The organism is uncultured Metabacillus sp., assembly GCF_947503125.1.
GTDB lineage: Bacteria > Bacillota > Bacilli > Bacillales > Bacillaceae > Metabacillus.
Genome location: NZ_CANNCR010000001.1, coordinates 135,182 through 160,646, shown reverse-complemented (window position 1 = coordinate 160,646; position 25,465 = coordinate 135,182). Strand labels below are relative to the sequence as shown.

Here is a 25,465-nt window from a genome sequence, read left to right as displayed (position 1 = left end):
TTGTTTCATTGCTTTTGTATTTTCCCTACAATATTACAGATCAATATAATGTTTCTTTTCTTATTTGAATATTTACTTGCTTTTATTAATGGCTTGTAAAGCAACTTCCTTGTCATCAAAATCAAATGTTTGATTACCGATAATCTGGTATGTTTCATGGCCTTTCCCGGCGATTAAGATGACATCACCTTTTTTCGCTTTATCAATTGCGAAGAAAATCGCTTCTTCCCGATTTGAAATCAATTGATAATGCTCTCCAGTCACCCCTGCTTCCATGTCTTTAAGAATCATCATTGGGTCTTCACTTCTTGGGTTATCTGATGTAAAAATTGGTTCGTCACTATATTTTACTGCAATTTTTGCCATTAGCGGTCTTTTCGTTTTATCTCGATCACCGCCGCAGCCTACTATACAATACACCTTGCCTTCAGCAAATTGCTTTATTGTTTGAAGAACATTTTCTAAACTATCAGGAGTATGGGCATAGTCGACAATTACAGTATAATCCTGACCGCCTGTTACAAGTTCAAAGCGTCCTCTGACTCCCTCAATTTTCTCTATTGCTTTAATAATCGTAGTTAATTCAACACCTGATGCTAAACTAGCAGATACAGCGGCCAAAACATTATAAACACTAAATTTTCCGAGCATCTTAATGATTACTTTTTTCGTGCCGACAGGTGTTATTAATTCAAATTCAGTTCCTTTTGAGGTCATTTTTATTTCTTTAGCCATTATATCAGCATTATTATCAATGCCATACGTGATGATTTTAGCTGCTGTCATTTTCTTGAATTCTTCTGAAGCTTCTTCATCTGCATTTAAAACGGCAATTTTAATATGATCATGATCATAACGATTTCCTAATTGAGCAAATAAAAGCCCTTTTGCATATTTATATGCTTCCATCGTTTTATGATAATCTAAATGATCCTGTGAAAGGTTTGTAAAAACAGCAACATTGAAATCACAACCATGTATTCTCCCTAAATGAAGGGCATGGGAGGAAACCTCCATAACAGCATGGGAAACTTCTTTATCCTTCATCTCCTGGAATGTCTTTTGTAGTGTCAAACTTTCAGGAGTAGTATTTCTTACACTTTTCAATTCCTCTGCTATTTTTATGTACATCGTACCAATCAAACCGGTTGTTTTATTAGCCTCATTTAAGATCTTTTCAATGATATGTGTTGTTGTTGTTTTCCCATTCGTCCCGGTTACTCCAATTAAGTGTAAATCATGAGTCGGCTGACCATAAAAGATATCTGCCAGCACCGCCATTGCCCGTTTTGTATCCTTTACTACAATTACAGGAATTGCTAACCCTTCCAGCTGCCTTTCGGCCAAAATTGCCGCAGCCCCACTTTCCTGTGCCTTCTTTGCATAGTCATGGCCATCAACTGTATAACCTTTTATACAAATAAATAAACTGCCATCCTTAACTTCTCTTGAATCCATCTCAATCGATGTAATAATGGGATTGTCTTTTACTTCAATAGAAGTCTCATGCAAATATGTAAGTAACTCTTTTAATTTCACGTTTCTTTCCTACTTTCATAAAGGTTCAGGTTGAAATTTAAAAACAGCAGTTGTTGTTTTTAAAAGCCTATACCCTGCTTCATCATGCTCCGTTATTATTTTATCTTACTTAAATAAAAAGAGCTATCCTTCGTTTCATTTTCTTTTGAAAAAGGTAGTTAAAATTTAAATGTTTTATTTTTTTGAATTTTTTGTCCCGCCTATTAAACAGAAAGAAAGCCTGACAATCTTGCTTTCTAAAACGCAATTGCCATGCTTTCTAAAGGATTACTCGTTTACTTCGCTCTCCTTTTTATCGCTTTCGCCTAAATAGACCCGTATTGTCGAGCCCTCTTTTACTTTTACACCTGCTTCTGGGGATTGCTGCACAACAACATCTCCTTCACCAGCAACATCTAGCTTCAAGTTTACAAACTGCTCTGTTAACTCTTGTTTAGTCAGCCCTAAAATATTCGGGATTTCGACTAATTTTGTGTCCAGCCATTTATATTCCTTTTCAATTTGGTTTTTTCTAGGCTTTACACCTAGTTCTGGCAAGACATCACGCATGATATTGCCTACAATTGGAGCAGCGACGGTTCCACCAAATTGGACGGTTCCTTTAGGATTATCAACCGCAACATAAACTACCACTTGGGGATCATCCGCTGGAGCAAATCCGATAAATGAAACGATATGATTGTTTTCCATGTAACGACCATCTTTAACCTTTTGGGCTGTACCGGTTTTTCCGCCTACGCGATAGCCGTCAACATATGCATTACGTCCTGTTCCAAGTGCAACGACACTTTCAAGTGCATAACGGATTTCCTTCGATGTTTCTTCAGAGATGACCCGTTTTTTTGCTACAGGTGTCTGTCTACTGATCACCTCGTTTGTTACAGGGTCTACCCATTCCTTTGCAATATAAGGAGTATATAATATTCCTCCATTAACTGCAGCAGAAACAGCAGCCACCTGTTGGATCGGTGTGACAGAGACACCCTGACCAAACGCTGTTGTGGCGAGCTCAACAGGTCCAACTCTCTCAGGGTTAAACAAAATCCCTCTTCCTTCACCTTGGAGGTCGATCCCTGTTTTTTGACCAAAGCCAAAATCCTTAATATATTTAAAAAGAGTTTCTTCACCAAGTCGTTCACCAAGTTCCACAAAACCAGGGTTACATGAGTTTTGTACAACTTCTAAAAAAGTTTGATGACCATGTCCTCCTCTTTTCCAGCATCGAAGCCTAGCTCCGTCTACCTCTACCGAACCGCTATCATTAAATGTATCTTTCGTTAAATTCACCTTATTTTCTTCTAACGCTGCTGCTAATGTAATGATCTTAAAGGTCGATCCTGGCTCGTACGTACTCCAAACAGGTAAATTGCGGTTGTACACGGTCGGGTCAACCTCTCTAAAATTAGCAGGATCGAAATCAGGTCTGCTGGACATTGCTAAAATTTCACCATTATTAGGATTCATCGCAATCGCAATAATACCGTCTGGATTATAGGTTGCTTGTACATTATCCAATTCACGTTCAATAATTGTTTGAACTCGAGAATCAATCGTTAATTTTAAATTATTCCCATCTTCAGGAGGTGTGTAATCATCTGCTTCATCAGGCATTCTTTGTCCTTTCGCATCAGAAAAAAACTTTACATATCCTTTTTCACCCTTTAGCTGCTCATCATAGTAAGCCTCTAGACCTAATAATCCTTGGTTATCAATTCCGGCAAAACCGAGAACATGTGATAAATAGCTTCCGAATGGATAGTAACGTTTTGAATCCTCAGCAATATAAATTCCTTTTAAATTCAAATCCCTTACTTCATTTGCTTTAGCATGTGAAATTTTTCGGCCTTCTGGATTGATCCTGACGATTGATTCATTTTCAGTAACATGTTTATACGCTTTTTCCTCTGACATATTTAATACAGCTGCCAATTGTTTTGCGGTTTCTGCAGGATTTTCAATTTGTCTTGGTACTACATATATAGTAGGAGCACTCATGTTAGTTGCCAATTTTACACCGTTGCGATCTAAAATTTCCCCACGCTCAGGTTCAAAAGGAATATTTCTGCTCCATAAATCCTTAGCACCAGATGTTAAAGTATCCCCAAGAAAAAATTGAACGTACCCTAGACGTATATCAATCACTAAGAAAATGAAAAAACCGAATAGCAACGTTAAAGCAAGCCGCTTTCTAACCGTTACATTTGATACCCGCATATCCTTTACTCCCCCTTGTCTAGGCTCGTTCAAATATATGCTTGTACATGGTTAGATAGAACTTTTTACAGGAGTGTTTTTAGTTCTGGAATCGGATAAAGCGAGACTTCCAACAGTGGGAGTTTTCTCGAAGTACAGGATGTACAAGTGCCGCCTTTGCCACAGGACGTGGCGAATTCGGCCATCTCCCATTGTTGGTTAGCTGGACTTATCGGATCTTTACGGGCAGTTATCCCCTACTTATCTTATTAGCTTATATCGAATCTTTATTTTGGGGTTTTACTGCCCGTTTAGATTGGGATAAAAAGAGGCTGACCAAAGGGACAACCCCTTTTGAGACAGCCTCTGATTCTTTATTCCGTTTCACTTTCTTCAGTTGTTTCGTTCTCTTCCGTTGTTTCGTTCTCTTCCGTTGTTTCTTTCTTTTCCGTTGCTCCTAAGGTGACTGATAATACATCTCCTTTTTTCAGCGAACTATCCTTTTTAATACTTTGCTCGACAACATAACCGGAGCCTTCCGTCTCAACGGATAAACCTAATAGATTAGCTATCTTCATGACATCCCGTTTTGACCAGCCTGCAATATTTGGCATTTTCACATTTTCAGAGACTTGAAGAAACACTTTTTCATTCACAATAACTGATGTTTCAGCTTCAGGGTATTGTGCTGTTATGTTCTCTCCGCTTCCAAGAAGGATTGGCTCCAATCCTAGTTCTTTCAATTTATTTGCAGCCTCTGTAGTCTTCATTCCGACTAGTGAAGGTAGTGTCATTCCATTATCTGCTTCGTCCTCACTATTTGTCGTATCCGTTTCTTCGGTTGGTTCTATTTGCAAATACTGAAGACTATTTTTCATCACCGTATTAAAAATCATTGACGTTGGCACAGATCCTGCTTTTCCTTCCAATTTAGGCTTTTGAACAGCGACATAAACAATCAACTCTGGATCATCCTTTGGCGCCATCCCAAGAAAGGAAAAGACATGATTATCATTACCAGATAAATAGCGCCCTTTTTCAGGTGAATAAATTTGGGCTGTTCCTGTTTTACCAGCAACTTCATAACCTTCAATTCGGAATGGTTTACCTGTACCGTTTTCAGAGCTAACAACCGTTTTTAAAATATTTAACACTTCCGTTGCTGTTTTTTCGGATATCGGCTGACCAACAACCTTTGGTTTTGTCTGTTTTACGATTTCATTGTTATCGGTATCGACAATTTTATCGATCACATATGGTTTCATCATTTTCCCATTATTTGCAATAGCTGTTGCTGCTTGGATTTGTTGAATCGGTGTAACAGCTGATGCTTGTCCGAATGCAGTTGTCACTCGGTCACGATGTGTTTTAAAGTTAATGTTGCTATTGGCCTCATTTGGAAGATCGATTCCTGTTTTTGCAAGGAAACCAAACTTATTTAAATATTGATATAATCGATCAGTGCCTAATAGCTTATCTGCAATTAATGAAAAACCAACATTTGAGGAGCGTTGTACCCCTTCATTGTATGTAATCGGTCCCCATCCCGACCCATTATGGTCAGAAATATCCGGCCCTTCAATCGCATATTTCCCTGACTGAAAATAGGCATTACCATTGTATACTCCTTCTTCGATTGCAGCTGCAAGTGTAAAGATTTTCATCGTTGATCCTGGTTCAAATGGATAAGAAATCACGTCATTTGTATATGACGAAATATCTCTGATATTAGGATCAAAGCTTGGACGCTGTCCCATAGCCAATATTTTACCTGTTTTCGGGTCTGCAACAACAGCGATTATCTTCTCAGGTGAAAACTCATCAACAACTTGATTCATTGCATCCTCAAGAAAGGTTTGGATTTTCTGGTCAATTGTTAAATAAACATCATTGCCATTTTGTGGTGCAACAATTTCATCATCACTATTTGGGAGCTTCCAATTATAATTGTCTTTCTCAAATTTCACATAGCCATCTTCTTCATGCAAATATTTCTCAAGCGTTTTTTCCAGACCCATCATGCCAACAGTTTCTTTCGTCTCCTCTTGAGTTTGAGCATAGCCAATTAAATGGGAAGCAAACACACCATTTGGATAGAAACGTTGTTTATCAGGGATAAACGTAATACCAGGAAGCTCTAATTCTTCAATTTTTTCTTTAAGTGTTTGACTAAGATCCCGGCCGGCTGAACCAAATTCAACTTGGAACAAATCTTCTTTAGAAAGGATCGATTTTACTTCACTAACTTTCATATCAAGTAGTGGGGCAAGCTTTTGAGCAGTTTCATCAACATCAACAACATGCTGTGGTTTTTTAGGATTTGTTGTTACTTTTTCATCTAATATCGCAATAAGTTTATAGGAGGTTTTATCCTCTGCTATAACCTCTCCGCTATGATCCAGGATTTTTCCCCGAGTGGCTTCAATCGGTCGTTGTTCTTCATAAAGTTCCTCCGCTCTTGCAGCCAAGGCTTCACCATGAACTGTTCCTGTTGCTTGAATGTAAAAAAAACGGATAAATATGACTAAAAAAAGAAGAGCAAATAGTAAAGACAAAATCGCTGCTCCTCTATTCATATTTAAGTTTTTATTTGTTATCTTCATGCCTACCTCCTCATTCATTTTTTATTTTATCATAGACTTCCATCAGTGGGGTTTTTCCCCGTTAAGAATGGAGTATGTGTTTTAAGGGGGATATAAAAAAGCTGGCTACACCACCTAAACATGTGTAGCTCAGCTCTCTATATCATCTGTTAGTTAATTAGTTCTGAACACTCTTTACATTGTTTTGATCTAAAGTTAAACCTAGTTCTTTTGCCTTTTCCCAGATGCGTTCGTATGTGCTTAATTCCTCAACTTGTACATGGAGGTCACTATTCAGCTTCGTCTGCTTTTCAATTTTAGCTTCTGTTTTTTGAATTTCAATATTGGTTTGATAGACAGTGTAGCTTTTTGTAATAATCGTTACTGCGCCAAATACGAGAAGGCCGATAAATAAGGCGATAAGGAATTTTTCTCCAGGTGTTACCGAAGCTCTTCTCTTAATAATAATTGGTTCTTGTACGCGTTGCTGCTGTTGTTGCTCCTGCCTTTGTTGTTCTAATTTCATCGCTAAATTGCTCATGTTTGTAACCTCCTTTTATTTTCTAATGGCAATCTATACTTGTTACATTTTCTCCGCAATTCTTAATTTAGCTGACCTTGCCCGGTTGTTTTCCTCAAGCTCTTTTTCTGATGGAATTATAGGCTTTCTAGTTATTATTTTTACTTTTGGTTCATAGCCTTCCGGTATAAATGGCAAATTACGAGGGAGTTCAGGCGGTGTTGCTGCCTCTTTAAAAGCAGATTTACAAATGCGATCTTCTAACGAATGAAAGGTAATGACACTTACTCTGCCATTTGGTTTTAATAAGTCAATTGACTGCTCAATTGCTTCCTCAAAAACCTTCAATTCATCATTAACTGCAATTCGAATCGCCTGAAAAATCCGCTTAGCTGGATGTCCACCTTTTCTCCTAGCTGGAGCAGGTATTGCTTCCTTAATAATTTCTACTAACTCTCCTGTGGTACAAATTGGTTGATTATCTCTATATGCTTCAATTTTTCGTGCAATCTGCTTTGAAAATTTTTCTTCACCATATTTGAAAAAGATCTTTACTAGCTCCTCATATGACCACTTATTTACAACATCATAGGCTGATCGATCAGATTGTTGATCCATCCTCATATCTAATGGCGCATCGTGATGGTAGCTAAATCCTCTTTCAGGTGTATCCAGTTGTGGTGAAGATACACCGAGGTCAAAAATAATTCCATCTACTTTTTCAACGCCATGTTCTGCGAGTTTTTCAGTGAGGTAACGGAAATTGCTTTTTATTAAGGTTACCTGACTCTTATACTGTTCCAACTTTTTTTCTGCATTCGCTAATGCCACATCATCCTGGTCAAACGCAAACAACCGACCAGCTTTCGATAATTTTGATAACAAATAGCTGCTATGTCCAGCACCGCCTAATGTACAATCCACATATGTACCATCTGGCTTAACTTGTAAGCCATCGACCGTTTCCTTTAACAAGACCGTTGTATGTTCAAACATAAGTTGTACCACCTTTTCAAATCTTTTTTTGATCTGCTTGTCCACTTTACTATTCATTTTTTGCTTAAGAGAGAATTATATATCAAAATCAATCATATTTTCAGCAATTTCTTCAAATGAATCCTCTTGTTCAGCAACATAATTTTCCCAAATGGACTTGCTCCATAACTCAATTCGATTTGAAACGCCGATAACAACACACTCTTTCTCAAGTTTTGCATACTGCAAGAGAGGTGTAGCAATATTAACACGACCTTGCTTGTCCAATTCACATTCGGTCGCACCTGAAAAGAAGAAACGGGTAAATGCACGAGCATCTTTTTTTGTTAGCGGGAGGGCTTTTAATTTTTCTTCAATCTGCTTCCATTCACTCATCGGATATCCAAACAAGCATTGATCTAAGCCTCTTGTTAGGACAAATGTCTCTCCAAGTCCTTCTCTGAACTTAGAAGGGACAATCATTCTGCCTTTTAAATCGATGGTGTGATGGTATTCTCCCATAAACATGCTCGTTGCCCCCACTTTCTCTCCTCATCTCACCACTTTCCCCCACTTATCTCCACTTCCTATTTTACAGATGTTTTCATAAAAAAAAAACCCTGTATAAACAGGATTTTCAAAAAACTTTTATTTAAATTTTGACAATTTTATGTTTACCATTAAAAGAATATGACAAGTTTAGCAATTCTCCTACAAATTCCGGCCCGAATTTATTTAAATAGTAATATATATTCCAAATTCTCTCTTGGGGCTGCAAATTTGGGAGCAACGATAACTCCATTGCTTTAAATTTAGAAATCTGTACCTCATGCTGTTGTTGTTTACGTTTCTCAACAGTACGATGTAAAAAGTCGAGTTGTTCCTGAATAAATAGTCCATTCTTTTTCAATAACGGTTCTAGGCTTTTATCAATTTTTAATGCAGCCTCAATTAAACCTTCATGAATACCTGAAATTTTTTGTTTTGCCTCTTCAACTAGTGGAGTCATATCCACTGGTGATACTGATTGTAGAAAATCATCAATTAATTTTCCCACACCATTTTGCAGTACATCTTCTAGCGAGATATTGGCTTCTGTCATATTTCTTTCAATCGATCGTTCTAAAAGAGTGATCGTTAATCTCGGTAAAACAGGAGGCATTTTGATTTCCATGATTGAAAAGACTCGCTTTAGCTCAGCCCAATAGGTTACTTCACCAGGGCCCGCGATAAAGGCAAGTGTAGGAAATAAATGTTCCTGCATGATAGGTCTTGTAACGACATTATTACTTAGTTTTTGTGGATAAGTATTTATTAAATCGATCAATTCTGCCTTTGATAAAGATAAGCCAATTTCAGAAACAAAAAATTCTTCATCATTTTTTCGTTCAATTAAAAAACGCTCTCCCTCATGATGATAAAAAAGATTTGCGCTGTTCTCAGGCATTTCAATAATTGAGCGATAATGATGTGCATGCATTTCCTCCTGTTGTATTTTTACAGCATCATACAAACTGCGATTTTGATCAACAATCGACAGAAAACAGGCTTTTTCAAGTTGACGAAGACCCGGGTCGCCTGAATTAACAAGAACTAAACCTTCATGTTTAAATAACTCCATAATGGCATGCTCAAAGAATTCAACATATGTCGCTGAGTTCTGAATCATACTAATTAGTTGCTCTAATAAATGATTTGAATGGTCCGTTTCTCCAAATGCTTCAAATACTTGTTCGATCCACTCCACTGTTTTTTGCTTGTTTAATGGCAAGTCAGAGACCGGTTGCTTTTTAAGTGGAGAATCTTTAATAGCCATTTTTTTGGGAAGATGGTTCTTTGCAGCAAAAACATGGTTAATTTCCGCAAAATCATGATCTTCTCCAGCAATCCAGAACACTGGAATAACAGGAATACCCAGCTTCTTTTCTTCATTTTTAGCTAATACAAGTATCGAAATAATCTTATGTATCGTATACAATGGGCCTGTTAAGAGACCAGCTTGTTGACCGCCAATAACCACTACACTTTCAGGGTGCTTTAATCGCTCGATATTTTCTAACGTTTTCTCAAGATTTCCTGAAAATCGCTTTGCGTACCGCTTTAAATAAGCTGATAACTCTTCACGCTGAAAGGAACGATTTTTTAAGTCCGCAGCTCTATGTTGAAAAACCTCATTAGTATGGATGTTATAATCGAAGAATTTGTCTTGCTTTAACTTCTGCTCATTGAAGTCGTTCATAAATTGATTTGAAGAGCGCAGGGAGAGTTCAAAAATCTCCATATATGTAACTTCCTTTCTAGATTTATGATATACCAAGGTTGAGTATAGCATTTATAGTGCTGAAACAAAAAAACTTTGCTTAAAAACATCTTGTATCCACTTCTATATTACAAAAAGACATTACTTAAGTAATCCACTTAGAAAAAAGACTATCAACAGCCGGGACTTGGTGTCTGTTAAGATGGGATAAAAGCATTCTGAATGATTCCAGCCGCTATACCATATATGGTTAAAACGATGTAACTGACAAAGAAAAACAAAAATGACATTCGCCAAACCTTTTTTGACGTTCTTGCAATTGATGATTGTGTCCGTTTATTCTCCATATAATAAACAAGTAAAGATAGGCTGAAAATCCCTACTATTATATACAGTAGAAAAGAACGTCCAAATAGGGTTAACAACAGAAAATGAACAGACATAATAAAGAAAATCGTTGATATATCGAAAGTCAAAAGGATCGATTTCTTTTTATTTTTTACGATTAGTCGCAAGGTGAAGAGTAAAAAAATAAAGCAAACGATAGGAAGTGCAAAAGCAATTGAAATGATCCATATAAAGAAATCCATCATCATGTCACCTAACGCTCTCCATTCCTTTTATGGCATGATAAAGAAAAGTAATGTGTGGGTATGATTTGTTGGTATTGACCGCTTGATTTATTAAATAGCCTAAAATAGAATCAATTTCTGTCTGTCGTCCACTTTGAACATCTTTCAACATCGAGGAGCTATTTTCAGAGGTGTTTTTACAAATCGATTGTACATGATCCCATAGATATTTTTCTTTCTCCAACCCCAATATATGGACAACTTCAAGAAAAAGTTCATGCAGTATTTTTTTATAATGGCGGTTCTCTATTAATAAACCATTTTTCACATGTAAAACAGCAGTTAGTGGATTTATTGTTGCGTTAACAACCAACTTCTCTGAAAGCATTTTTTTCCAATCAACTTTTATTTCGATTGGAAAGGAAGGATCTTGTTCCCTTAATAATTGATCAAAAATGAAATGACATTTATTTTTCTGACTATAAGGAGAGATTTTCGTGACTCCCACTCCAGTATGATGCACTGTGTTATCATCTGCACGTAATGCCCCGTGTTCAGCAATCCCTAACAGAATTTGATGCTCAGTTAATGATGACAAATATGTTATATGCCCCATCCCATTTTGAAGAAATAAGACAGTTCGTGGTGATTGGTTTTTCAAGAGTGAAATAACCTGCTCAATATCATATTGTTTAACTGTTACAATTAACAACTGTTCTTTATAGTTGCTTGAAAAATCGGCTTTTATAGACGTTTTAACATGTGTACCATCTTTTAGCATTGATAAGCCATTTTGATTAATTAGATCTGCTTGTTCTTTTCGCTTTGTATAAAGGGTAATTACATGGTTCTTACTTAGATAAAAGCTATAAAGCAGACCGATTGAACCACCGCCAATAATTCCAATTTCCACCTTAACCACCTACATTTATCTTACTAGTATCTATGTGTATTTCCCATTTTCAGTAAATTGCCATTTTTTACGTATCATTAGCATAATCATATCAAAATAACCGTTGAATTTACTAGAACTTTGCCTAATGATTGAAAATGTAATTCCCATTCGTAAAGCTCTCAAATAGTTGAAAGCGATTAACTTATTAAGCTGCATTAATGATAAGTATCATGCTATAATATATAGTAGCTTATTTTCATGTTAAATTAAAATATTCTTAATATTTGATTTGCATCAAGGGGGAATAAATCATGTTTAAAGTTGAAAGATTGTTAGTTAATTATAAAACCTTGGAGGAATTTAAGAAATTTAGAGAGTATGGCATTCAAGAGCTTTCCATGCTTGAGGATCTTCAATCAAATATGATTGAAAACGACAGCGACTCACCTTTTTATGGGATTTATTTTGGCGATAAGCTTGTTGCACGAATGAGTCTTTACCGTGTGGACAAAAAATTTGATCAATATTTTAGTCCGAAGCAGGATTATTTAGAGCTTTGGAAGCTTGAGGTTTTACCTGGTTATCAAGGGAATGGCTATGGCAGAGCACTTGTTGAATATGCAAAATCATTTAATTTGCCTATTAAAACGAACCCGCGGGTAAAATCTGGGGATTTTTGGTCAAAAATGGGGTTTGAGCCAGTTAAATATGATATGGAACGTGATAAGGGTGAAAATCCATTAGTATGGTATCCTGCTGGGGTAACGGAACAACAACAATAATAAAAGTGATCCTACCGAATAGACAGAGGGCTGACATGCATCAGCCCCCTCTCAATTATTTCTCTACTCTCTCTAAATTTCCGTTTTTATCCATTTGGAATTTTACTTTTCTATTTCTCTCGTCCTCTTGAAGAATGACCATTTTTCTCGCACGATCCATAATTTCAATCAATGCATGATAATCCTCTTCAATAACGGCTAAATGATTTGTCAGTGTTTCCTTTTCTTGTTGAAGAGTTGCTACTTTTTCTTCTAATTCACGTATTTTCCCTTTTAAATGTTGATTTTCTTGTTGAATTTCTTGGACAGATGGAGCTTCCTCGTATTGCTGAAGAAATGAAATAAGTTCTTTAATGGTATTTTTTGATTGTCCAGTTTGCGTATTGTTTACTTCTTTTACATTCTGCTTCTCCACTGGCTCTTCCTTTTGCTGAGGAAGGGTTCTCAGTTCTTTTCTCTGTTTTTTCGCAACCTCAATCCCCGTCTTATACTGTTTACGGACATGAGAATTCCAGCGAAACCCGCAGGCAGCAGCTGTTCTCGATAACTTTCTGCCTACTTCCTCAAATGCCGCAAGCTGTGTTGCACCTTCGCGGATATGTCTTAGCACAACCTCCGCTAATAATAAATCCTCATCATGTGTCCAAGCATCTTGACGCGTAGTAGTCATCTATAATCCCTCCAATAGTCACTTTTTTTCTATACATATGCAACTACTAGAATAGATAGACTAAATACAATCTATTACTTGTAAAAGAAAAAGCAAAAATGCTCAGATTGCCTTGATAAAGCAAAAAAATACTATGGTGTCAGTCTTTTTCAAATAAACATAATGATGTAACACATATAAAGGTAAACTTATGATATGAAACTTTTTTTCAACAAGGTTTTCGGCACACTAAGGATTGATTTATTCTTGAATTACTCCGTATTAAGCCTGTTTTAGAGTAATTTTTCTAAAAAATAAAAGCGTGAAGATCATTGATCCTCACGCTTTTATTAGCTGTAACAAATAATTATTTGTTCACAACGTCTTTTCCTTTGTATGTTCCACATGCTTTACATACACGGTGAGCAAGTTTGCTTTCACCGCAATTTGGGCATTCTACCATACCAGGTACTTGTAATTTAAAATGCGTACGACGTAGTCTTTTTCTTGTTTTAGAAGTTCTTCTAAAAGGTACAGCCATTATTCCCACCTCCTTAAAGAGCGTTGCATTCAAACCGATGAAAGTCGGTTTCGATTTTGTTATAAGCTAATTTAATTTAGCTATCCTCATTTTCGAAGAATTTTGCCAAACCGGCCAAACGCGGGTCAACCTTGTCTTTCTGTTCTTCTTCAGAAATAACTTGCCAGTCTTTCCCTGATTGCGGAGCAACGCCTTCTTCATTTGTACCATCATCACAGAATACCTGTATCGGAATTTCTAATAGGATTAATTCTTTAATAACAGGTGTTAAATCAACCATTTCACCTTCAGCAAGATAAAAATCCTCATCCGTATCATAATCTGCTGGTTTTAATAAAATTGTTTCAGTTGTATCAATTGAAAATGGATACTGAACATCCACTAATGTTCGAGAACAAGGCAGAACCATTGAACCTGAAATTGACAAATGAAACGTTACCTTGGTCGAGCTAATATCCGCTCTTCCGTTTACGTTTACTAGAGAAAGATCACGAATATCTTTATGACTTGTGATCAGTTCACTTAAATCAATTTCTTCATCAATCCTCAATCCCTTGCTTTGCAATTGATGTAGTTGACTAATTGTCCATTTCAACATGTTATCACCTCAAGGCAACAAAGGTAATTATAGCCTTCGTAATAATATTTGTCAATATTTTTTCTTTACAGTGTTAGTATTGATGAAAAATGCTTTTTTAACAATGTAAGTAAGCATAACTTTTTGTACTTAGTTTTAGCGTCTAGTTCCAGGCGCCATCGGCGAAGCACAGGACGTGCAAGTGCAGTTAATGCGACAGGATGTTGCGTAGTTAACTGCCTCTAGGGTCTAGTCAAATAGGAATTGAAGGTAAAGAACACCTTCTATTCCTATTCGCCTTATGATTGTCGCCGAATGCTAAGCGCCTTACGATTTCTTATTAACATGTCTTATTTTAAACATCCTGTAAAGTCATTTCAAGCTATTATGATATTAAGTTTAAGTTCAATCATTCTTTGCTGTATAATGAAAATCGATACTATAAAAAAAGTGGTGATCTTGTGCACGCTTTAGGTCTAGTTGTTGAATATAATCCTTTTCATAATGGTCATTATTATCACTTAATACAATCCATAAAAAAAACAAATGCGGATATTGTAATTGCAGTGATGAGCGGAAACTTTTTGCAAAGAGGAGAACCTGCTATTGTTTCGAAGTGGGAAAGGGCGAAAATGGCATTGCATAGTGGCATTGATATAGTGGTTGAGCTTCCTTATGCTTTTGCAACACAAAAGGCAGAGACATTTGCGAGTGGTGCGGTTTCGATATTAGAAGCATTACATTGTCGATCACTTTGTTTTGGAAGTGAGTCTGGGGAAATCTACCCTTTTTTAGAAGCGAATGAATTTCTTTTGCATCACAAAGAACAATATAATCACTTTATCAAAAAATATATGAAAACTGGTGTGAGTTATCCTTCAGCCTTAACACTTGCCTTCCAGGAGATATCCAATGGACAAGACATACTTGACTTGTCGTTGCCAAATAATATCCTTGGTTATTATTATGTGAAAGCCATTAACCGACAGCAAGCCAAAATAAAACCATACACAATTAAACGGACTGCTGCAGGTTATCATGAACAAAACTTTGTTTCTCCTTCAATTGCAAGTGCAACTAGTATTAGAAAAGCTATATTTTCAAAAGAAGGGTCTATTACGAATTATGTCCCAAATGAGACGCTTCAAATAATGAATCAATATAAAAGTCATTTTGGATTGTTACATAATTGGGAACATTATTTTGACTTCTTAAAATACACCTTGATAACAATGAGTTCGGAGGAGCTGCTTACCATTTACGAAGCAGAAGAAGGGCTGGAAAACAGAATCAAAAAAATCATTCAATCCTCAGAAAGCTTTCAGCATTTCATGGAACAACTCAAAACAAAACGATATACATGGACAAGGCTTCAAAGACTATGTACCCATATTTTAACGAGAACGACTAAACAGCAGATTAGCTCTATCAACGAAGGTGAGACAGCCCCATATATTAGGCTATTAGGTATGTCAATAAAGGGACAGGAATATTTGAATGCTGTAAAAAAACAAATCGAACTACCGATCGTTTCGAAACTTTCAACATTTCAGCATCCATTGTTAGAGATTGATATTAGGGCATCAGCTGCATATAACATGATATTTTCTGAACCACTTCGCTCCAAGCTTTTAAAGGAAGAATATGCAACCCCGCCCATTAGACTTTAAATGATATTAAAAGAGAAGGGATAATAAAGACTATCCTTTCTCTTTAAGATTTATTAGATATTCGACCGCTTCATCAAACGTATCGATCGGAATGATCTTCATATCTGTATTGATTTTTTCTCCTGCTTTTACCGCCTCTTTGTAATTCGATGCAGGGCTATCCTTTTCATTAGGTGCAAAGAAAATATCAATTCCAGCATGATCAGCAGCAACAATCTTTTGAGAAATCCCTCCGATTGGTCCTACTTCCCCTTCCGTATTAATTGTTCCAGTCCCTGCAATTTCATAGCCTTTTGTTAAATCACCTTTTGTTAACTGATTATATATTTCCAGTGACATCATTAATCCGGCAGAAGGGCCGCCTATTTCCTCTGTATCGAGTTTTATATTAGGCTCTACCTCTAGTTTGCGATCTGTTACTAAAGAAATTCCAATCCCAACTTTAGTAGGCTCATCTTTAAAAGCTGCAAGCTTTATCTTCTCTTGTTTTTGTTCTTCATCTCGTTCAAAGGTAATCGATATTTCCTCCCCAGCTTTCTTTTGCGCTACATATTCAATAAATTGTTCAGCTGTTTGAAACTCCTGCTGATCTACTTTAAATATACGATCCCCAACCTTAAGAACCTCTGCTGCCGGCATATCATCGATAATTCCGTCAACATAGATCCCATTGAATGAATAATGCACCGGCTTATTTGCTTTTTTGTAAGCAACAGAAATCGCTGCTTCCTGTGAAGCCTCCATCATATGTAATTGCCTTTTAAAATATTCTTCATCTGACTCTTCTTCTCTTTTAATCTCCTCTAGCGGGTGAATATAATAAAAATCATTCAGCTTGGCCCATATATAAGTAATCGGATTTGCCCTACCAAAGCGGACAGTTGTTAAAGAAAAACTCCCCTCTTCATCCTTATATCCGTTTTCAACCTCGATAATCGGTTCCAGCTCTGAAGCCATTCCTGGCTGTGTCACATAATAAGGAAGCTTTATAAAGGTCATGATAAGTACAATCATTGCTAGCAAAATAATGGAACGTATAAAAGTCTTACTCTTCACAAAAATTAGTCTCCTTCCACTTTGCAATAAGTGTATGTATTTTTTCAACATGCTGCAAGGCTTCCTTCTCACCTATTTCAATTATTTCTTTAATATTCGTAAAAGCGCGGGAGCTATATTGTTCTACATACGGCCGAATCATTATATCTGAAGCTATTTCCCGATGGTGTACTAGCTCATCTTGCATTATATCAAGACTTTGCATGATGACATCAAATATTGACGTAATCTCTTCATTTCGTTTTACATGTGATACATCAACTGCAATGATGATGTCTGCGCCCATTTCTTTTACGACTGAAACAGGAACCCGATCGACAACACCTCCATCAACTAATAGTTTACCATTTATTTTTTCAGGCACAAAAATACCAGGGATTGCAATACTTGCTCTGACAGCATCTGCCACAGGACCATCCTTAAAAATAACCTTACTACCATCATATAAGTCTGTTGCGACTACCGCAACCGGAATGTCTAATTCTGAGAACGTCTTACGATGTGTAAATAAACGGATCAATTCCTTTACCCGGTTACCTGCAATAAAGCCCATTTTCGGAACCGTAAAATCTAAATAATACTTTCGTTTGAAAGCTAAGGCAAATTGATACATTCTTTCTATACTTAATCCAGAAGCATAAAAACATCCAACAAGTGCCCCCATGCTGCTTCCAGCGATTAAATCAACCTGAATCCCTGAATCTCGTAAAACCTTCAATACCCCCAAATGCGCAAACCCTCTTGCTCCACCTGACCCAAGCGCTAGACCGATTTTTGGCTCCTTCGTCAAGGGGATGCCCTCCTTTTGGTTGAAGGAAAGTTCCTTCAAGAAAAAATTTTTTTATATTAAGTTATGATTAAATGAGCGGATTCATCCAAAATTCTTTTCTAAATAAGATATACGACATTCTTATGGTCTAAAATGCACACCTATTCTCGTATATTGAAATAAAGAGGTTGTACGACAAACATAGAATTCTTTCACATATTTACTACCGTACAAATGCATTCAGATTTTAGGGGGCATCATTTTGAGTCTTTCAAACCTGAAAACCATTTTTATCGCTATTTTTATCGGCGGGCTAACGGTTGCCATTATCCTCAATCCAGAACAATCACTTGTTGCATCAACTAGAGGATTAAAGATTTGGTGGGAGGTTGTATTCCCATCTTTATTGCCTTTTTTTATTGTATCAGAATTACTAATAGGATTTGGAGTTGTGAAGTTTATCGGTGTTTTGCTTGAACCGTTAATGCGGCCGATATTTCGGGTACCTGGTGTGGGAGGCTTTGTTTGGGCAATGGGAATGGCCTCAGGGAATCCGGCTGGAGCAAAGCTGACAGCTAGAATACGACAAGAAAAGCAAATTACTTCCATACAAGCAGAACGTTTAGTTTCATTTACCAGCTCTTCAAATCCCTTATTTATTTTCGGTGCAGTTGCTGTTGGCTTTTTCGGTGAACCGTCACTTGGATTTTTATTAGCTTCCGCCCATTACTTAGGTAATTTATGTGTAGGATTAACGATGAGATTTTATGGAGGATCAGAAAAACAATTTGAGAGAGGAAAAAAATACAAATTATTGCCTTCACTAAAACTTGCCTTTAAAGAATTGCATGTAACAAGGATCAACGAAACACGTCCTTTAGGAAAAATGCTGGGTGATGCAGTAATATCGTCGATCCAAACATTGCTTATGATCGGAGGCTTTATCATTCTTTTTTCTGTTTTTAATCAGATTTTAGCGCTGGTTCATGTCACCGCATGGTTAGCAGCTGTTTTTTCAGGACTACTATCGCTATTACATCTTGCTACAAGTTTAAGTGTGCCTCTTATTACCGGAATCTTTGAAATTACGCTTGGGAATCAGCTCGTCAGTAAAGCAGCCGCGGATTTATTAGATAAGGTGATGATTGCAAGCTTTATTTTAGCCTTTGGCGGCTTATCAATCCAGGCACAGGTAGCAAGTATTTTAGCAGAGACAGATATTCGTTTTCAGCCCTTTTTTATTGCACGAATTTTACAGGGAATCTACTCATCTATTATCGCATTCTTTTTATTTAAGCCCCTGTATTTAGATTTAAAAGCCGAACACTCAAATTCACTGCCTGTCTTCTTAATGGAACATAGTCCTGATTGGGCAAAAGATTATTGGGAAGTTACGATTCATATTGGCCCGCTTATCACCATTATTTCATTGTTTGTTTATATTTATTTATACGGTAAGCGGAATGTGTTTACGAAGACAACATGATAACAAATAAAGGTGAGGATTCCCCTCACCCCTTATTCGTTAAATTTACTTTTCAATGCCTTTTCAACTGCTTCAGGCACTAGCTCCGCAATATTCCCTTTAAATTTAGCAACCTCTTTTACAATGCTGGAACTTAAAAATGAATATTGATTATTTGTCATCATGAAAAAAGTTTCAATTTGATCGTCAAGCACTCTGTTCATAGAGGTAATTTGCATCTCATATTCAAAATCGGATACTGCACGAAGACCTCTTAAAATGGATTTCGCTTGCTTTTCACGAGCATAATCGATAAGCAGTCCTTTATATGACTCAACAATCACATTTGGGAGTTCCTTTGTTACTTCCCTAATTAATTCACAACGCTCTTCCACTGAAAATAAGGGCTGTTTTGAGGAATTGTTTAATACACAAACATATACTTGATCAAATACCTTTGCACCTCTTTTAATAATATCCAAATGTCCGTATGTAATTGGATCGAAGCTTCCTGGACATACTGCTATGCTTCCCATCATTTATTCCTCCTCTAAACGACTCTTATATCCGTAAATGGATATTTTGGTCATGCCGTAAGTTTCATTTTTCATTAAAGAAAATTGAGAAATCCCCTCAGGTAATTGTACATCTGCGGCATGTTCCGTAATAATAAATCCATTTTTCTGCAACAAAAAATTTTCTCCAATCGAGCTGATAAGCGCTTTCAATTTTTGTTGCTTATACGGCGGATCTAAAAAGATTAAATCAAATCGAAGCTCACGTTTTATAATCGCTTTTAATGCCCGCTCTGCATCATTTCGATATACTTCAGCGGCATCTTCAGCATGACATGCCTCAAGATTTTTATGTATCGTTTGAATCGCCTTATGTTCACGATCTACGAAAATGCAGCGCTCGATACCGCGGCTAATGGCCTCAATGCCCAAGCCTCCGCTTCCAGCAAACAAATCAAGGGCAATTCCTCCTTCAAAATATGGGCCAACCATATTGAAAATGGCTTCCTTCACTTTATCTGTTGTAGGTCTCGTCGTAACACCGGGAACTGCTTTTAATGGCCTGCCTTTATATTGACCTGATACTACTCTCATTTCTTTCACCACTACTTTTTAAATTAACATCATAAAATAGAAAAACTTTATTAGGTTAAAATATATCCAAGCTTTATCCTACCATACGCATTTAATAGGATACAATATGTAACCTCTTTGAATCGAAAAAGAAAAATTTTAACATTTATGTATATGGAAAAACCAATTGGTGATAATGAATAGTAACAACATCGATTCGTTGATGTTGTTGCCAACCGCGGAGAAGACTTACGTTTCCCCATAAGTTCTTCCTCCGGTTTCTCCTCTCCCTTTGCCTTCAACCTTTTATCGTTAAAAGGTATTGAAGGACCCTGCAGAGAATATTTGCAGGGTTTTTTTATTTATTCCTTAAAAATTTTCTCTATTCTTCTCATTTATTTCTCTTCATGATATAGTAATGTGTCGGACATTTAAATAAACAAAAAAATTTTACTTGTTAGGGGGAAGGACAATGATTCAACGATTTATAGAAATGGGTGAAGGCTACTCAGATATTTATGAACTTATTGAAAATGCCAAAGCAAATAAACACCGTGTATCGAAACTGATTGCCTTACATACAAAAGTAAATGAACGTGAAGTTACTTCTTTAGTTGTAGTTATGCGGCCTACTGATCCAGGGAATTTTCAAGCGCTTTATATATGCCGAGAAGGAATTCCAAACCCTAACTTCACGCAAAATAAACGATATGAGTTGTTTGAAGAGATAGCTTCCTTTTTAAATAAGGAGATTATTCAAATTACTGTTAAGCCATCTACAATGTTTAATGAACTGGACCTATATTATCAGTATCTAATTGGGATCCTGAGACTGAATCATTATATCCCGCCATTACAATAGCTCATTGATTGGCATTCTGTTAATTTTAATAAAAGCAGACCTTTAGTTATCCAATGGTCTGCTTTTTACCATATAATAGTCACAGATTATAAACCAATCTTATAATCATATTCCTTCGCCTTATCCACCTTGGATTCATATTCTAATTTTAAGTAAGGCTTATAAGAAGGCTCTGCATGTTTAACGAACGAATAGGATGTAAGCTTTTGTACAGTTTGTTCCGCCATTTCCATATTGCAATATAGAACAACATATTTCAGCCTTTTTGAAACATAGTGGACGTTTCCGAATTTTCTAAGCATCTTTATATGTTTTAATGAGTGAAGCCAAACAACGATACCTTGTCGCTTTTCAAACATAATGATTCTCCCTTATAAATAAGAAAAACGCTTGCGCTTTTCAATGATGTCGGAAGTCTGTAACCAGACTCAGTGAAAAAGACGAAATAAATTTCTAACTAATCAATCATACAAAGTCTAGCAAAAATTTTCACTTCTCACAATATTTCATCAAAAAAATTTTTAGTAAAACAAATTTAACCATAAAATGAGAGGCTGTCTCAAAAGAGCTGATCCCCTTCAACAAATATCAATATAAGGAAACTTTCGTCCTATATTGTGTTTTTGGGTCTAACTCTTTAGTTTGAGACAACCTCTTAAGAAACCTTGCAACCGCAGCTTCCGCCTGAACCACAACCTCCGCCGCAACTTGAACCTGTATCAAAAAATGGATTTCCGGTCGGAACTTTAATATGTTCAGAAACGGCTTGACCAACTTGAACACTGATTTCATCAAGTAAAGCTTGCAATTCATTTTCAGCTTTTTTAAAAGTAGCTACACTCTCATTTAAATCGAGCTCTCTTTTTATATCTCTCATTTCCTTTGATATCTTTCGATAATCAGGATGATATTTACCAAAACGCTGGACATCTTCATATAAATCCTTTGTTTTTGTAAATTGAGAAATAAGCTGTTGCGCGTTTTTATCATTTTTTAATCTATAATAACTGCGGCGATATGCTTCAGCCGGTTCAGATTGAAGCACTAATTCCGCAAGATGATCTGCTTGATCAAGCAGTAACATGCTTTCCATAGTAGCAAACATAGAGTATTTGCACCTCCGTCATTCATTTTACCACGTTTGCTAAAAAATGAAAAACATCTGCCCTTTGAGTTTGGTTTATTGGATGGTGACTTCCCACGTTTTTTTCAGATTATAACTAGAGGAATCATTATGAACAACCTCAACTGTTATAATATGATTTCCCTGTTCAAGCCCTCTTACTACAAAAGCTGCCGTATTCATATCATCAACTTTTTTACCATCTACATAGACGGTAAGATGACCTTCACCTGCTACTTTTTTTCCGCCTGCTTCTTTAAATATAAAATTCGGAATATAACATTCCACATAAACAGCCCTATTCCTCACATGATGTTTTATGGTGAAAGGTGATTGACTTTTTTGGCTTACAACTTCAATAGCATCCTTTGATACATCTGCAATTTGAATCGGGATTACATTTACGGAACCTTCTGGCCTTGGCTTGTCCTCTGTACAACCTGACAAACAAAGTATGATCACAAAAAGAGCTAATAATCTCTTCATTGTTTCGCCTCCTTTTTAGTATTGTTTACCATAAAGATTAAAATCATGAGTCGTTAAAAATTGACAAAAACGACTTATAAAAAGTCGTTTAGTCTTGTTGCCTCATCGAGTGAAACATTGCAATCATCATCGAGGCCATTTGTACTGAATTTGAAAATTGCTGAACTTTGTGGGGGATTGTTTTTTGATAGTAATTCATCATATTTAGTTCTAATGACTCTAAATCAGTGGGATTTCTTGAAAGTTTTCGGAACCAGATTGGCTGCTCTCTTAAAAATTTTTGCCGTTCTTTATTTGCGCGAATATGTTCTTGTACTTCTTTTCTCATTTAACCACTCCTACAGAAGTCACAATTAGTGATCAATCCTTTCTAAATGAAAAAGGATGTTGATTACCATTAGATGAACTCTGTCTTGAACCCTTTGATAATCCAAATTGATCAAACAATCCTTGTATTGTTGATATTGTATTGCTCATATTTGAAATATGATGGTTAACTGTATTAATATCCATATTTTTTACTGCCGCAAGCACTTGAGACATAATGTCGGTTTTTTTTTTCGCTGTTTGTTCCTCTTCTATATGATCTTCCCGGTATTGCTTCCAAACTTCATCATTTTCACCAAGTAAGTACCAATCCTCAAACACTTCCTGCCATTCTTTGTTTCCTTTTCTTACTTCTTGTACGAGCTTAGGATGCTGTTTGACAAATTCCTTAAATTGTTGAACAGATTGATGTGTTTTTTTCGATGCCATTATCTTCACCTCAATGCTTTTACCTATCATATCTTATCGAAAAAGAAACATGAATGTTCGCCCATTTTTTATTTAATTTGATACTAAATTAATCATTGCTCCTACATTGAATATTTTGGTAAAATATCACTAGCAAAAGGAGAGGGTTAGCCATGACAAAAGAAGAGCTATTGCAATTGACGAAAGAGATTTTACAAGAGGCAGATGATGAGGATCAATATGTCCTTCAGCTTTTACTCAGCGGGTTAAAAAGGAAACAATTTCATGAAAAGGGCTCTTATATCGGTGCACTCCTTCATGCGGAAGGTGAATTTAAAGATAATCATTTCACCATAAAAATCCCAAATACTCCGATTATCCAAAATTCATTACAAATTGTCCATGGCGGTATTACTGCCACTCTGTTAGATTCAGCTATGGGGGGGCTTGTTCATCACGTATTGCCTCCAAACAAGACTGCTGTAACCACAGAAATAAAAATTAATTATGTAGCCCCTGGTGTTGGAAAAGAATTAACATGCAAAACCAACATTATTCATAAGGGAAATAAAACAGTTGTAACAGAAGGAAAAGTTTTCCGAGACGATGGAACACTAATAGCACATAGTACTGCAAGCTTTTTTATTATAAACCGGAGTTAAATTGCCAAAAAAGGTACAACTATACATATAGAAGTTTACCCAAAATAAAAGGGTCGCATCTCCCAAGTACAATATATGGATGCCTATAATTCATATATTGGTTAATTGGAGACATCAGACCCTTTTTAATTTTCAAGCTGTTTTCATTTTTTAATAAAATTTTGCGTGTAATACAAACCATCAACACCTACACCTAAATGAGTAAATTCTTCATTTAATAATGTTTCACGGTGTCCCTTGCTATTCAACCAGCCCTCTGAAGCTGCTATCCCATCTACATATTGTGCGGCAATATTTTCACCAGCCATTTCATATATCACATCTAGATCGGCAAGCCGGTCAACTAATGTTCCTTCAGTTGGGGATTCATGTGAGAAATAATCATTAACCTTCATATCCTGACTGTGTAAAAAGGCAACCTCTGATGTCGAATCGTCCCACTTAACAGCGGGCACATTATGACGGGCACGAATGACATTTGTTATCGACAAAATTTGTTGTTCTGCCCCATTCTCTATTTTTTCCCATTTTGCTTCACTAATTTCGTCAGCTTCAATGAGTTCTCCGCGATATGTTACTTCATATGAACGCTGCTTTATGAATGTTTCGGCATCCAACACACGTATACTTGATAATATTCCATCAAACTTATCAATATATAATTGCACATAAACATCTTCTAGCTTAACAGTAGGTCTTGTATTCATATCTTCCTCAGAAAATTCAAATCGGTATGAATTTCCTTCATATTCTAATGAAATACTTGGGGAAACAGGTGCAATTTTGAATACTTCCTGGACAGGTTGTCCAATTTTAAATGGCTCTGCGTTGACATCACTACCGATGGCATATACAGTTACAACCCGCTGACCTAATATTCCGATTTGCAAGTATTGCTTATCAGACACTTGATAAATCCACCAATCATAATCATACGCAGAAGGGTCAATCCGGTCTGGTTCTCCAAAAAGAGCTGTGATTTCTTCTGAGGATTTATTCATTAAGGACAATATCCCCTCATCAGGCAGCTTAGCTGTTTGAACTTTTTTCTCAGACTCTTCCTTTAATAATTCTTCATTCGAAATCTGAACATTTTCTTCCTCATGTTGCTCAGATGGAGTATATTGGCCAAAATAGATAAATAGGGTGTAACTTAAAAAGATGATTAAAAAAATGACGACCGTTCGGATCAAAATACGCAGTTTAATCCCCTCCTTTACAGCTCTGCTTTCTATCATTATATGAAATGTGACGATTGATATACTAGTTATTTGTAGTGTATATATTAATACTATTGTTCCCGACCAAATAGTCTGTTAAACGTAGTATAGTATATGTTTATCGATTTTTCTAATATAAAGAATTCGTAAGTTCTCCATCTTAATATGGGTTTCTTATTATATTATACTAAATATTTATGATCTGGTGGATAAAAAATAGACACCTGCAAAAAAGGTGTCTACC

General features: G+C 36.3%; 27 protein-coding genes. 5 read left to right on the top strand and 22 right to left on the bottom strand.

Going from position 1 to position 25,465, the window contains the following annotated elements; genetic code table 11:
* Positions 1 to 72: 72 nt before the first annotated feature.
* From Q1B07_RS00790 to Q1B07_RS00750, 9 genes are all read right to left on the bottom strand, one after another.
* Positions 73 to 1,539 (bottom strand): UDP-N-acetylmuramoyl-L-alanyl-D-glutamate--2,6-diaminopimelate ligase, encoded by a 1,467-nt coding sequence (locus Q1B07_RS00790; RefSeq protein WP_299086955.1) that lies wholly within the window; start codon positions 1,537 to 1,539, stop codon positions 73 to 75.
* A gap of 267 nt (positions 1,540 to 1,806) precedes the next feature.
* Positions 1,807 to 3,753 (bottom strand): stage V sporulation protein D, encoded by a 1,947-nt coding sequence (locus Q1B07_RS00785; RefSeq protein WP_299086953.1) that lies wholly within the window; start codon positions 3,751 to 3,753, stop codon positions 1,807 to 1,809.
* A 353-nt stretch (positions 3,754 to 4,106) separates the two neighbouring features.
* Positions 4,107 to 6,329 carry a penicillin-binding protein gene (locus Q1B07_RS00780; RefSeq protein ID WP_299087126.1) on the bottom strand — a complete coding sequence of 741 codons (2,223 nt, stop codon included), beginning with the start codon at positions 6,327 to 6,329 and terminating at the stop codon, positions 4,107 to 4,109.
* A 163-nt stretch (positions 6,330 to 6,492) separates the two neighbouring features.
* Complete coding sequence (gene ftsL, locus Q1B07_RS00775; protein WP_299086951.1) at positions 6,493 to 6,855, bottom strand: cell division protein FtsL; 363 nt, start codon at positions 6,853 to 6,855, stop codon at positions 6,493 to 6,495.
* 42 nt (positions 6,856 to 6,897) lie between these two features.
* On the bottom strand, positions 6,898 to 7,830 hold the full coding sequence (gene rsmH, locus Q1B07_RS00770; RefSeq protein ID WP_299086949.1) for a 16S rRNA (cytosine(1402)-N(4))-methyltransferase RsmH: 933 nt from the start codon (positions 7,828 to 7,830) through the stop codon (positions 6,898 to 6,900).
* Positions 7,831 to 7,905: 75 nt separating this feature from the next.
* Positions 7,906 to 8,337, bottom strand: coding sequence for a division/cell wall cluster transcriptional repressor MraZ (gene mraZ, locus Q1B07_RS00765; RefSeq protein WP_046511050.1), 432 nt, complete (start codon positions 8,335 to 8,337; stop codon positions 7,906 to 7,908).
* A gap of 124 nt (positions 8,338 to 8,461) precedes the next feature.
* Entirely contained in the window at positions 8,462 to 10,090 is a 1,629-nt protein-coding gene (bshC, locus tag Q1B07_RS00760; protein ID WP_299086946.1) for a bacillithiol biosynthesis cysteine-adding enzyme BshC, read from the bottom strand.
* 176 nt (positions 10,091 to 10,266) lie between these two features.
* Positions 10,267 to 10,665, bottom strand: a complete 399-nt coding sequence (locus tag Q1B07_RS00755; RefSeq protein ID WP_299831015.1) for a DUF3397 domain-containing protein — start codon at positions 10,663 to 10,665, stop codon at positions 10,267 to 10,269.
* Position 10,666: 1 nt separating this feature from the next.
* Entirely contained in the window at positions 10,667 to 11,554 is an 888-nt protein-coding gene (locus tag Q1B07_RS00750; protein ID WP_299086943.1) for a 2-dehydropantoate 2-reductase, read from the bottom strand.
* A gap of 293 nt (positions 11,555 to 11,847) precedes the next feature.
* On the opposite strand from Q1B07_RS00750, the gene Q1B07_RS00745 reads away from it, so the two are divergent.
* A complete protein-coding gene (locus tag Q1B07_RS00745) occupies positions 11,848 to 12,318 on the top strand; it encodes an N-acetyltransferase (protein ID WP_299086941.1) in 471 nt (156 codons plus the stop codon).
* Positions 12,319 to 12,373: 55 nt separating this feature from the next.
* On the opposite strand, the gene Q1B07_RS00740 is transcribed toward Q1B07_RS00745, so the two are convergent.
* The 3 genes from Q1B07_RS00740 to Q1B07_RS00730 form a co-directional block, all read right to left on the bottom strand.
* A complete protein-coding gene (locus tag Q1B07_RS00740) occupies positions 12,374 to 12,988 on the bottom strand; it encodes an RsfA family transcriptional regulator (RefSeq protein WP_299086939.1) in 615 nt (204 codons plus the stop codon).
* A 346-nt stretch (positions 12,989 to 13,334) separates the two neighbouring features.
* Positions 13,335 to 13,508: a 50S ribosomal protein L32 gene (rpmF, locus tag Q1B07_RS00735; protein ID WP_046511069.1), complete on the bottom strand. Its 174-nt coding sequence runs from the start codon at positions 13,506 to 13,508 to the stop codon at positions 13,335 to 13,337.
* A gap of 76 nt (positions 13,509 to 13,584) precedes the next feature.
* The gene (locus Q1B07_RS00730) at positions 13,585 to 14,103 is read right to left on the bottom strand and encodes a YceD family protein (RefSeq protein WP_299087124.1); all 519 of its coding nucleotides are present in this window, start codon (positions 14,101 to 14,103) and stop codon (positions 13,585 to 13,587) included.
* 443 nt (positions 14,104 to 14,546) lie between these two features.
* Here Q1B07_RS00730 and Q1B07_RS00725 point away from each other — a divergent pair, with 443 nt between their 5' ends.
* Entirely contained in the window at positions 14,547 to 15,755 is a 1,209-nt protein-coding gene (locus Q1B07_RS00725) for a nucleotidyltransferase (protein ID WP_299086935.1), read from the top strand.
* A 30-nt stretch (positions 15,756 to 15,785) separates the two neighbouring features.
* On the opposite strand, the gene Q1B07_RS00720 is transcribed toward Q1B07_RS00725, so the two are convergent.
* Entirely contained in the window at positions 15,786 to 16,811 is a 1,026-nt protein-coding gene (locus Q1B07_RS00720) for a SepM family pheromone-processing serine protease (RefSeq protein WP_299086933.1), read from the bottom strand.
* Positions 16,801 to 17,607, bottom strand: a complete 807-nt coding sequence (locus Q1B07_RS00715) for a patatin-like phospholipase family protein (protein ID WP_299087123.1) — start codon at positions 17,605 to 17,607, stop codon at positions 16,801 to 16,803. The genes Q1B07_RS00720 and Q1B07_RS00715 overlap by 11 nt, the downstream gene beginning before the upstream one ends.
* A 235-nt stretch (positions 17,608 to 17,842) precedes the next feature.
* Here Q1B07_RS00715 and ylbJ point away from each other — a divergent pair, with 235 nt between their 5' ends.
* Entirely contained in the window at positions 17,843 to 19,066 is a 1,224-nt protein-coding gene (gene ylbJ, locus Q1B07_RS00710) for a sporulation integral membrane protein YlbJ (protein WP_299086931.1), read from the top strand.
* A gap of 32 nt (positions 19,067 to 19,098) precedes the next feature.
* Here ylbJ and coaD read toward each other — a convergent pair whose 3' ends face one another.
* Together coaD and rsmD are read right to left on the bottom strand one after the other, a co-directional pair.
* Complete coding sequence (coaD, locus tag Q1B07_RS00705; protein WP_299086930.1) at positions 19,099 to 19,581, bottom strand: pantetheine-phosphate adenylyltransferase; 483 nt, start codon at positions 19,579 to 19,581, stop codon at positions 19,099 to 19,101.
* A gap of 3 nt (positions 19,582 to 19,584) precedes the next feature.
* The gene (gene rsmD / locus Q1B07_RS00700) at positions 19,585 to 20,154 is read right to left on the bottom strand and encodes a 16S rRNA (guanine(966)-N(2))-methyltransferase RsmD (protein ID WP_299086929.1); all 570 of its coding nucleotides are present in this window, start codon (positions 20,152 to 20,154) and stop codon (positions 19,585 to 19,587) included.
* Positions 20,155 to 20,605: 451 nt separating this feature from the next.
* On the opposite strand from rsmD, the gene Q1B07_RS00695 reads away from it, so the two are divergent.
* Entirely contained in the window at positions 20,606 to 20,995 is a 390-nt protein-coding gene (locus tag Q1B07_RS00695) for a methylthioribose kinase (protein WP_299086927.1), read from the top strand.
* A gap of 86 nt (positions 20,996 to 21,081) precedes the next feature.
* Here Q1B07_RS00695 and Q1B07_RS00690 read toward each other — a convergent pair whose 3' ends face one another.
* From Q1B07_RS00690 to Q1B07_RS00670, 5 genes are all read right to left on the bottom strand, one after another.
* On the bottom strand, positions 21,082 to 21,354 hold the full coding sequence (locus tag Q1B07_RS00690) for a YlbG family protein (protein WP_299086925.1): 273 nt from the start codon (positions 21,352 to 21,354) through the stop codon (positions 21,082 to 21,084).
* A gap of 296 nt (positions 21,355 to 21,650) precedes the next feature.
* Positions 21,651 to 22,100, bottom strand: a complete 450-nt coding sequence (locus tag Q1B07_RS00685) for a YlbF family regulator (RefSeq protein ID WP_299086924.1) — start codon at positions 22,098 to 22,100, stop codon at positions 21,651 to 21,653.
* Between the two features lie 75 nt (positions 22,101 to 22,175).
* The gene (locus Q1B07_RS00680) at positions 22,176 to 22,604 is read right to left on the bottom strand and encodes a hypothetical protein (RefSeq protein WP_299086923.1); all 429 of its coding nucleotides are present in this window, start codon (positions 22,602 to 22,604) and stop codon (positions 22,176 to 22,178) included.
* A gap of 88 nt (positions 22,605 to 22,692) precedes the next feature.
* Positions 22,693 to 22,932, bottom strand: coding sequence for a YlbE-like family protein (locus tag Q1B07_RS00675; protein ID WP_299086921.1), 240 nt, complete (start codon positions 22,930 to 22,932; stop codon positions 22,693 to 22,695).
* A 32-nt stretch (positions 22,933 to 22,964) separates the two neighbouring features.
* Complete coding sequence (locus tag Q1B07_RS00670; RefSeq protein WP_299086919.1) at positions 22,965 to 23,360, bottom strand: YlbD family protein; 396 nt, start codon at positions 23,358 to 23,360, stop codon at positions 22,965 to 22,967.
* Between the two features lie 152 nt (positions 23,361 to 23,512).
* Here Q1B07_RS00670 and Q1B07_RS00665 point away from each other — a divergent pair, with 152 nt between their 5' ends.
* Positions 23,513 to 24,001, top strand: a complete 489-nt coding sequence (locus tag Q1B07_RS00665; protein WP_299086917.1) for a PaaI family thioesterase — start codon at positions 23,513 to 23,515, stop codon at positions 23,999 to 24,001.
* A 143-nt stretch (positions 24,002 to 24,144) separates the two neighbouring features.
* On the opposite strand, the gene Q1B07_RS00660 is transcribed toward Q1B07_RS00665, so the two are convergent.
* Positions 24,145 to 25,203, bottom strand: coding sequence for a CAP domain-containing protein (locus tag Q1B07_RS00660; RefSeq protein ID WP_299087121.1), 1,059 nt, complete (start codon positions 25,201 to 25,203; stop codon positions 24,145 to 24,147).
* Positions 25,204 to 25,465 lie beyond the last annotated feature (262 nt).

Coding starts and splice junctions, on each gene's coding strand:
- Q1B07_RS00785 (WP_299086953.1), bottom strand. CDS start 3,753: ATGCGGGTATCAAATGTAACGGTTAGAAAGCGGCTTGCTTTAACGTTG.
- ftsL (WP_299086951.1), bottom strand. CDS start 6,855: ATGAGCAATTTAGCGATGAAATTAGAACAACAAAGGCAGGAGCAACAA.
- rsmH (WP_299086949.1), bottom strand. CDS start 7,830: ATGTTTGAACATACAACGGTCTTGTTAAAGGAAACGGTCGATGGCTTA.
- mraZ (WP_046511050.1), bottom strand. CDS start 8,337: ATGTTTATGGGAGAATACCATCACACCATCGATTTAAAAGGCAGAATG.
- bshC (WP_299086946.1), bottom strand. CDS start 10,090: ATGGAGATTTTTGAACTCTCCCTGCGCTCTTCAAATCAATTTATGAAC.
- Q1B07_RS00755 (WP_299831015.1), bottom strand. CDS start 10,665: ATGATGATGGATTTCTTTATATGGATCATTTCAATTGCTTTTGCACTT.
- Q1B07_RS00745 (WP_299086941.1), top strand. CDS start 11,848: ATGTTTAAAGTTGAAAGATTGTTAGTTAATTATAAAACCTTGGAGGAA.
- Q1B07_RS00740 (WP_299086939.1), bottom strand. CDS start 12,988: ATGACTACTACGCGTCAAGATGCTTGGACACATGATGAGGATTTATTA.
- rpmF (WP_046511069.1), bottom strand. CDS start 13,508: ATGGCTGTACCTTTTAGAAGAACTTCTAAAACAAGAAAAAGACTACGT.
- coaD (WP_299086930.1), bottom strand. CDS start 19,581: ATGGGAAGCATAGCAGTATGTCCAGGAAGCTTCGATCCAATTACATAC.
- rsmD (WP_299086929.1), bottom strand. CDS start 20,154: ATGAGAGTAGTATCAGGTCAATATAAAGGCAGGCCATTAAAAGCAGTT.
- Q1B07_RS00695 (WP_299086927.1), top strand. CDS start 20,606: ATGATTCAACGATTTATAGAAATGGGTGAAGGCTACTCAGATATTTAT.
- Q1B07_RS00690 (WP_299086925.1), bottom strand. CDS start 21,354: ATGTTTGAAAAGCGACAAGGTATCGTTGTTTGGCTTCACTCATTAAAA.
- Q1B07_RS00685 (WP_299086924.1), bottom strand. CDS start 22,100: ATGTTTGCTACTATGGAAAGCATGTTACTGCTTGATCAAGCAGATCAT.
- Q1B07_RS00680 (WP_299086923.1), bottom strand. CDS start 22,604: ATGAAGAGATTATTAGCTCTTTTTGTGATCATACTTTGTTTGTCAGGT.
- Q1B07_RS00675 (WP_299086921.1), bottom strand. CDS start 22,932: ATGAGAAAAGAAGTACAAGAACATATTCGCGCAAATAAAGAACGGCAA.
- Q1B07_RS00670 (WP_299086919.1), bottom strand. CDS start 23,360: ATGGCATCGAAAAAAACACATCAATCTGTTCAACAATTTAAGGAATTT.
- Q1B07_RS00665 (WP_299086917.1), top strand. CDS start 23,513: ATGACAAAAGAAGAGCTATTGCAATTGACGAAAGAGATTTTACAAGAG.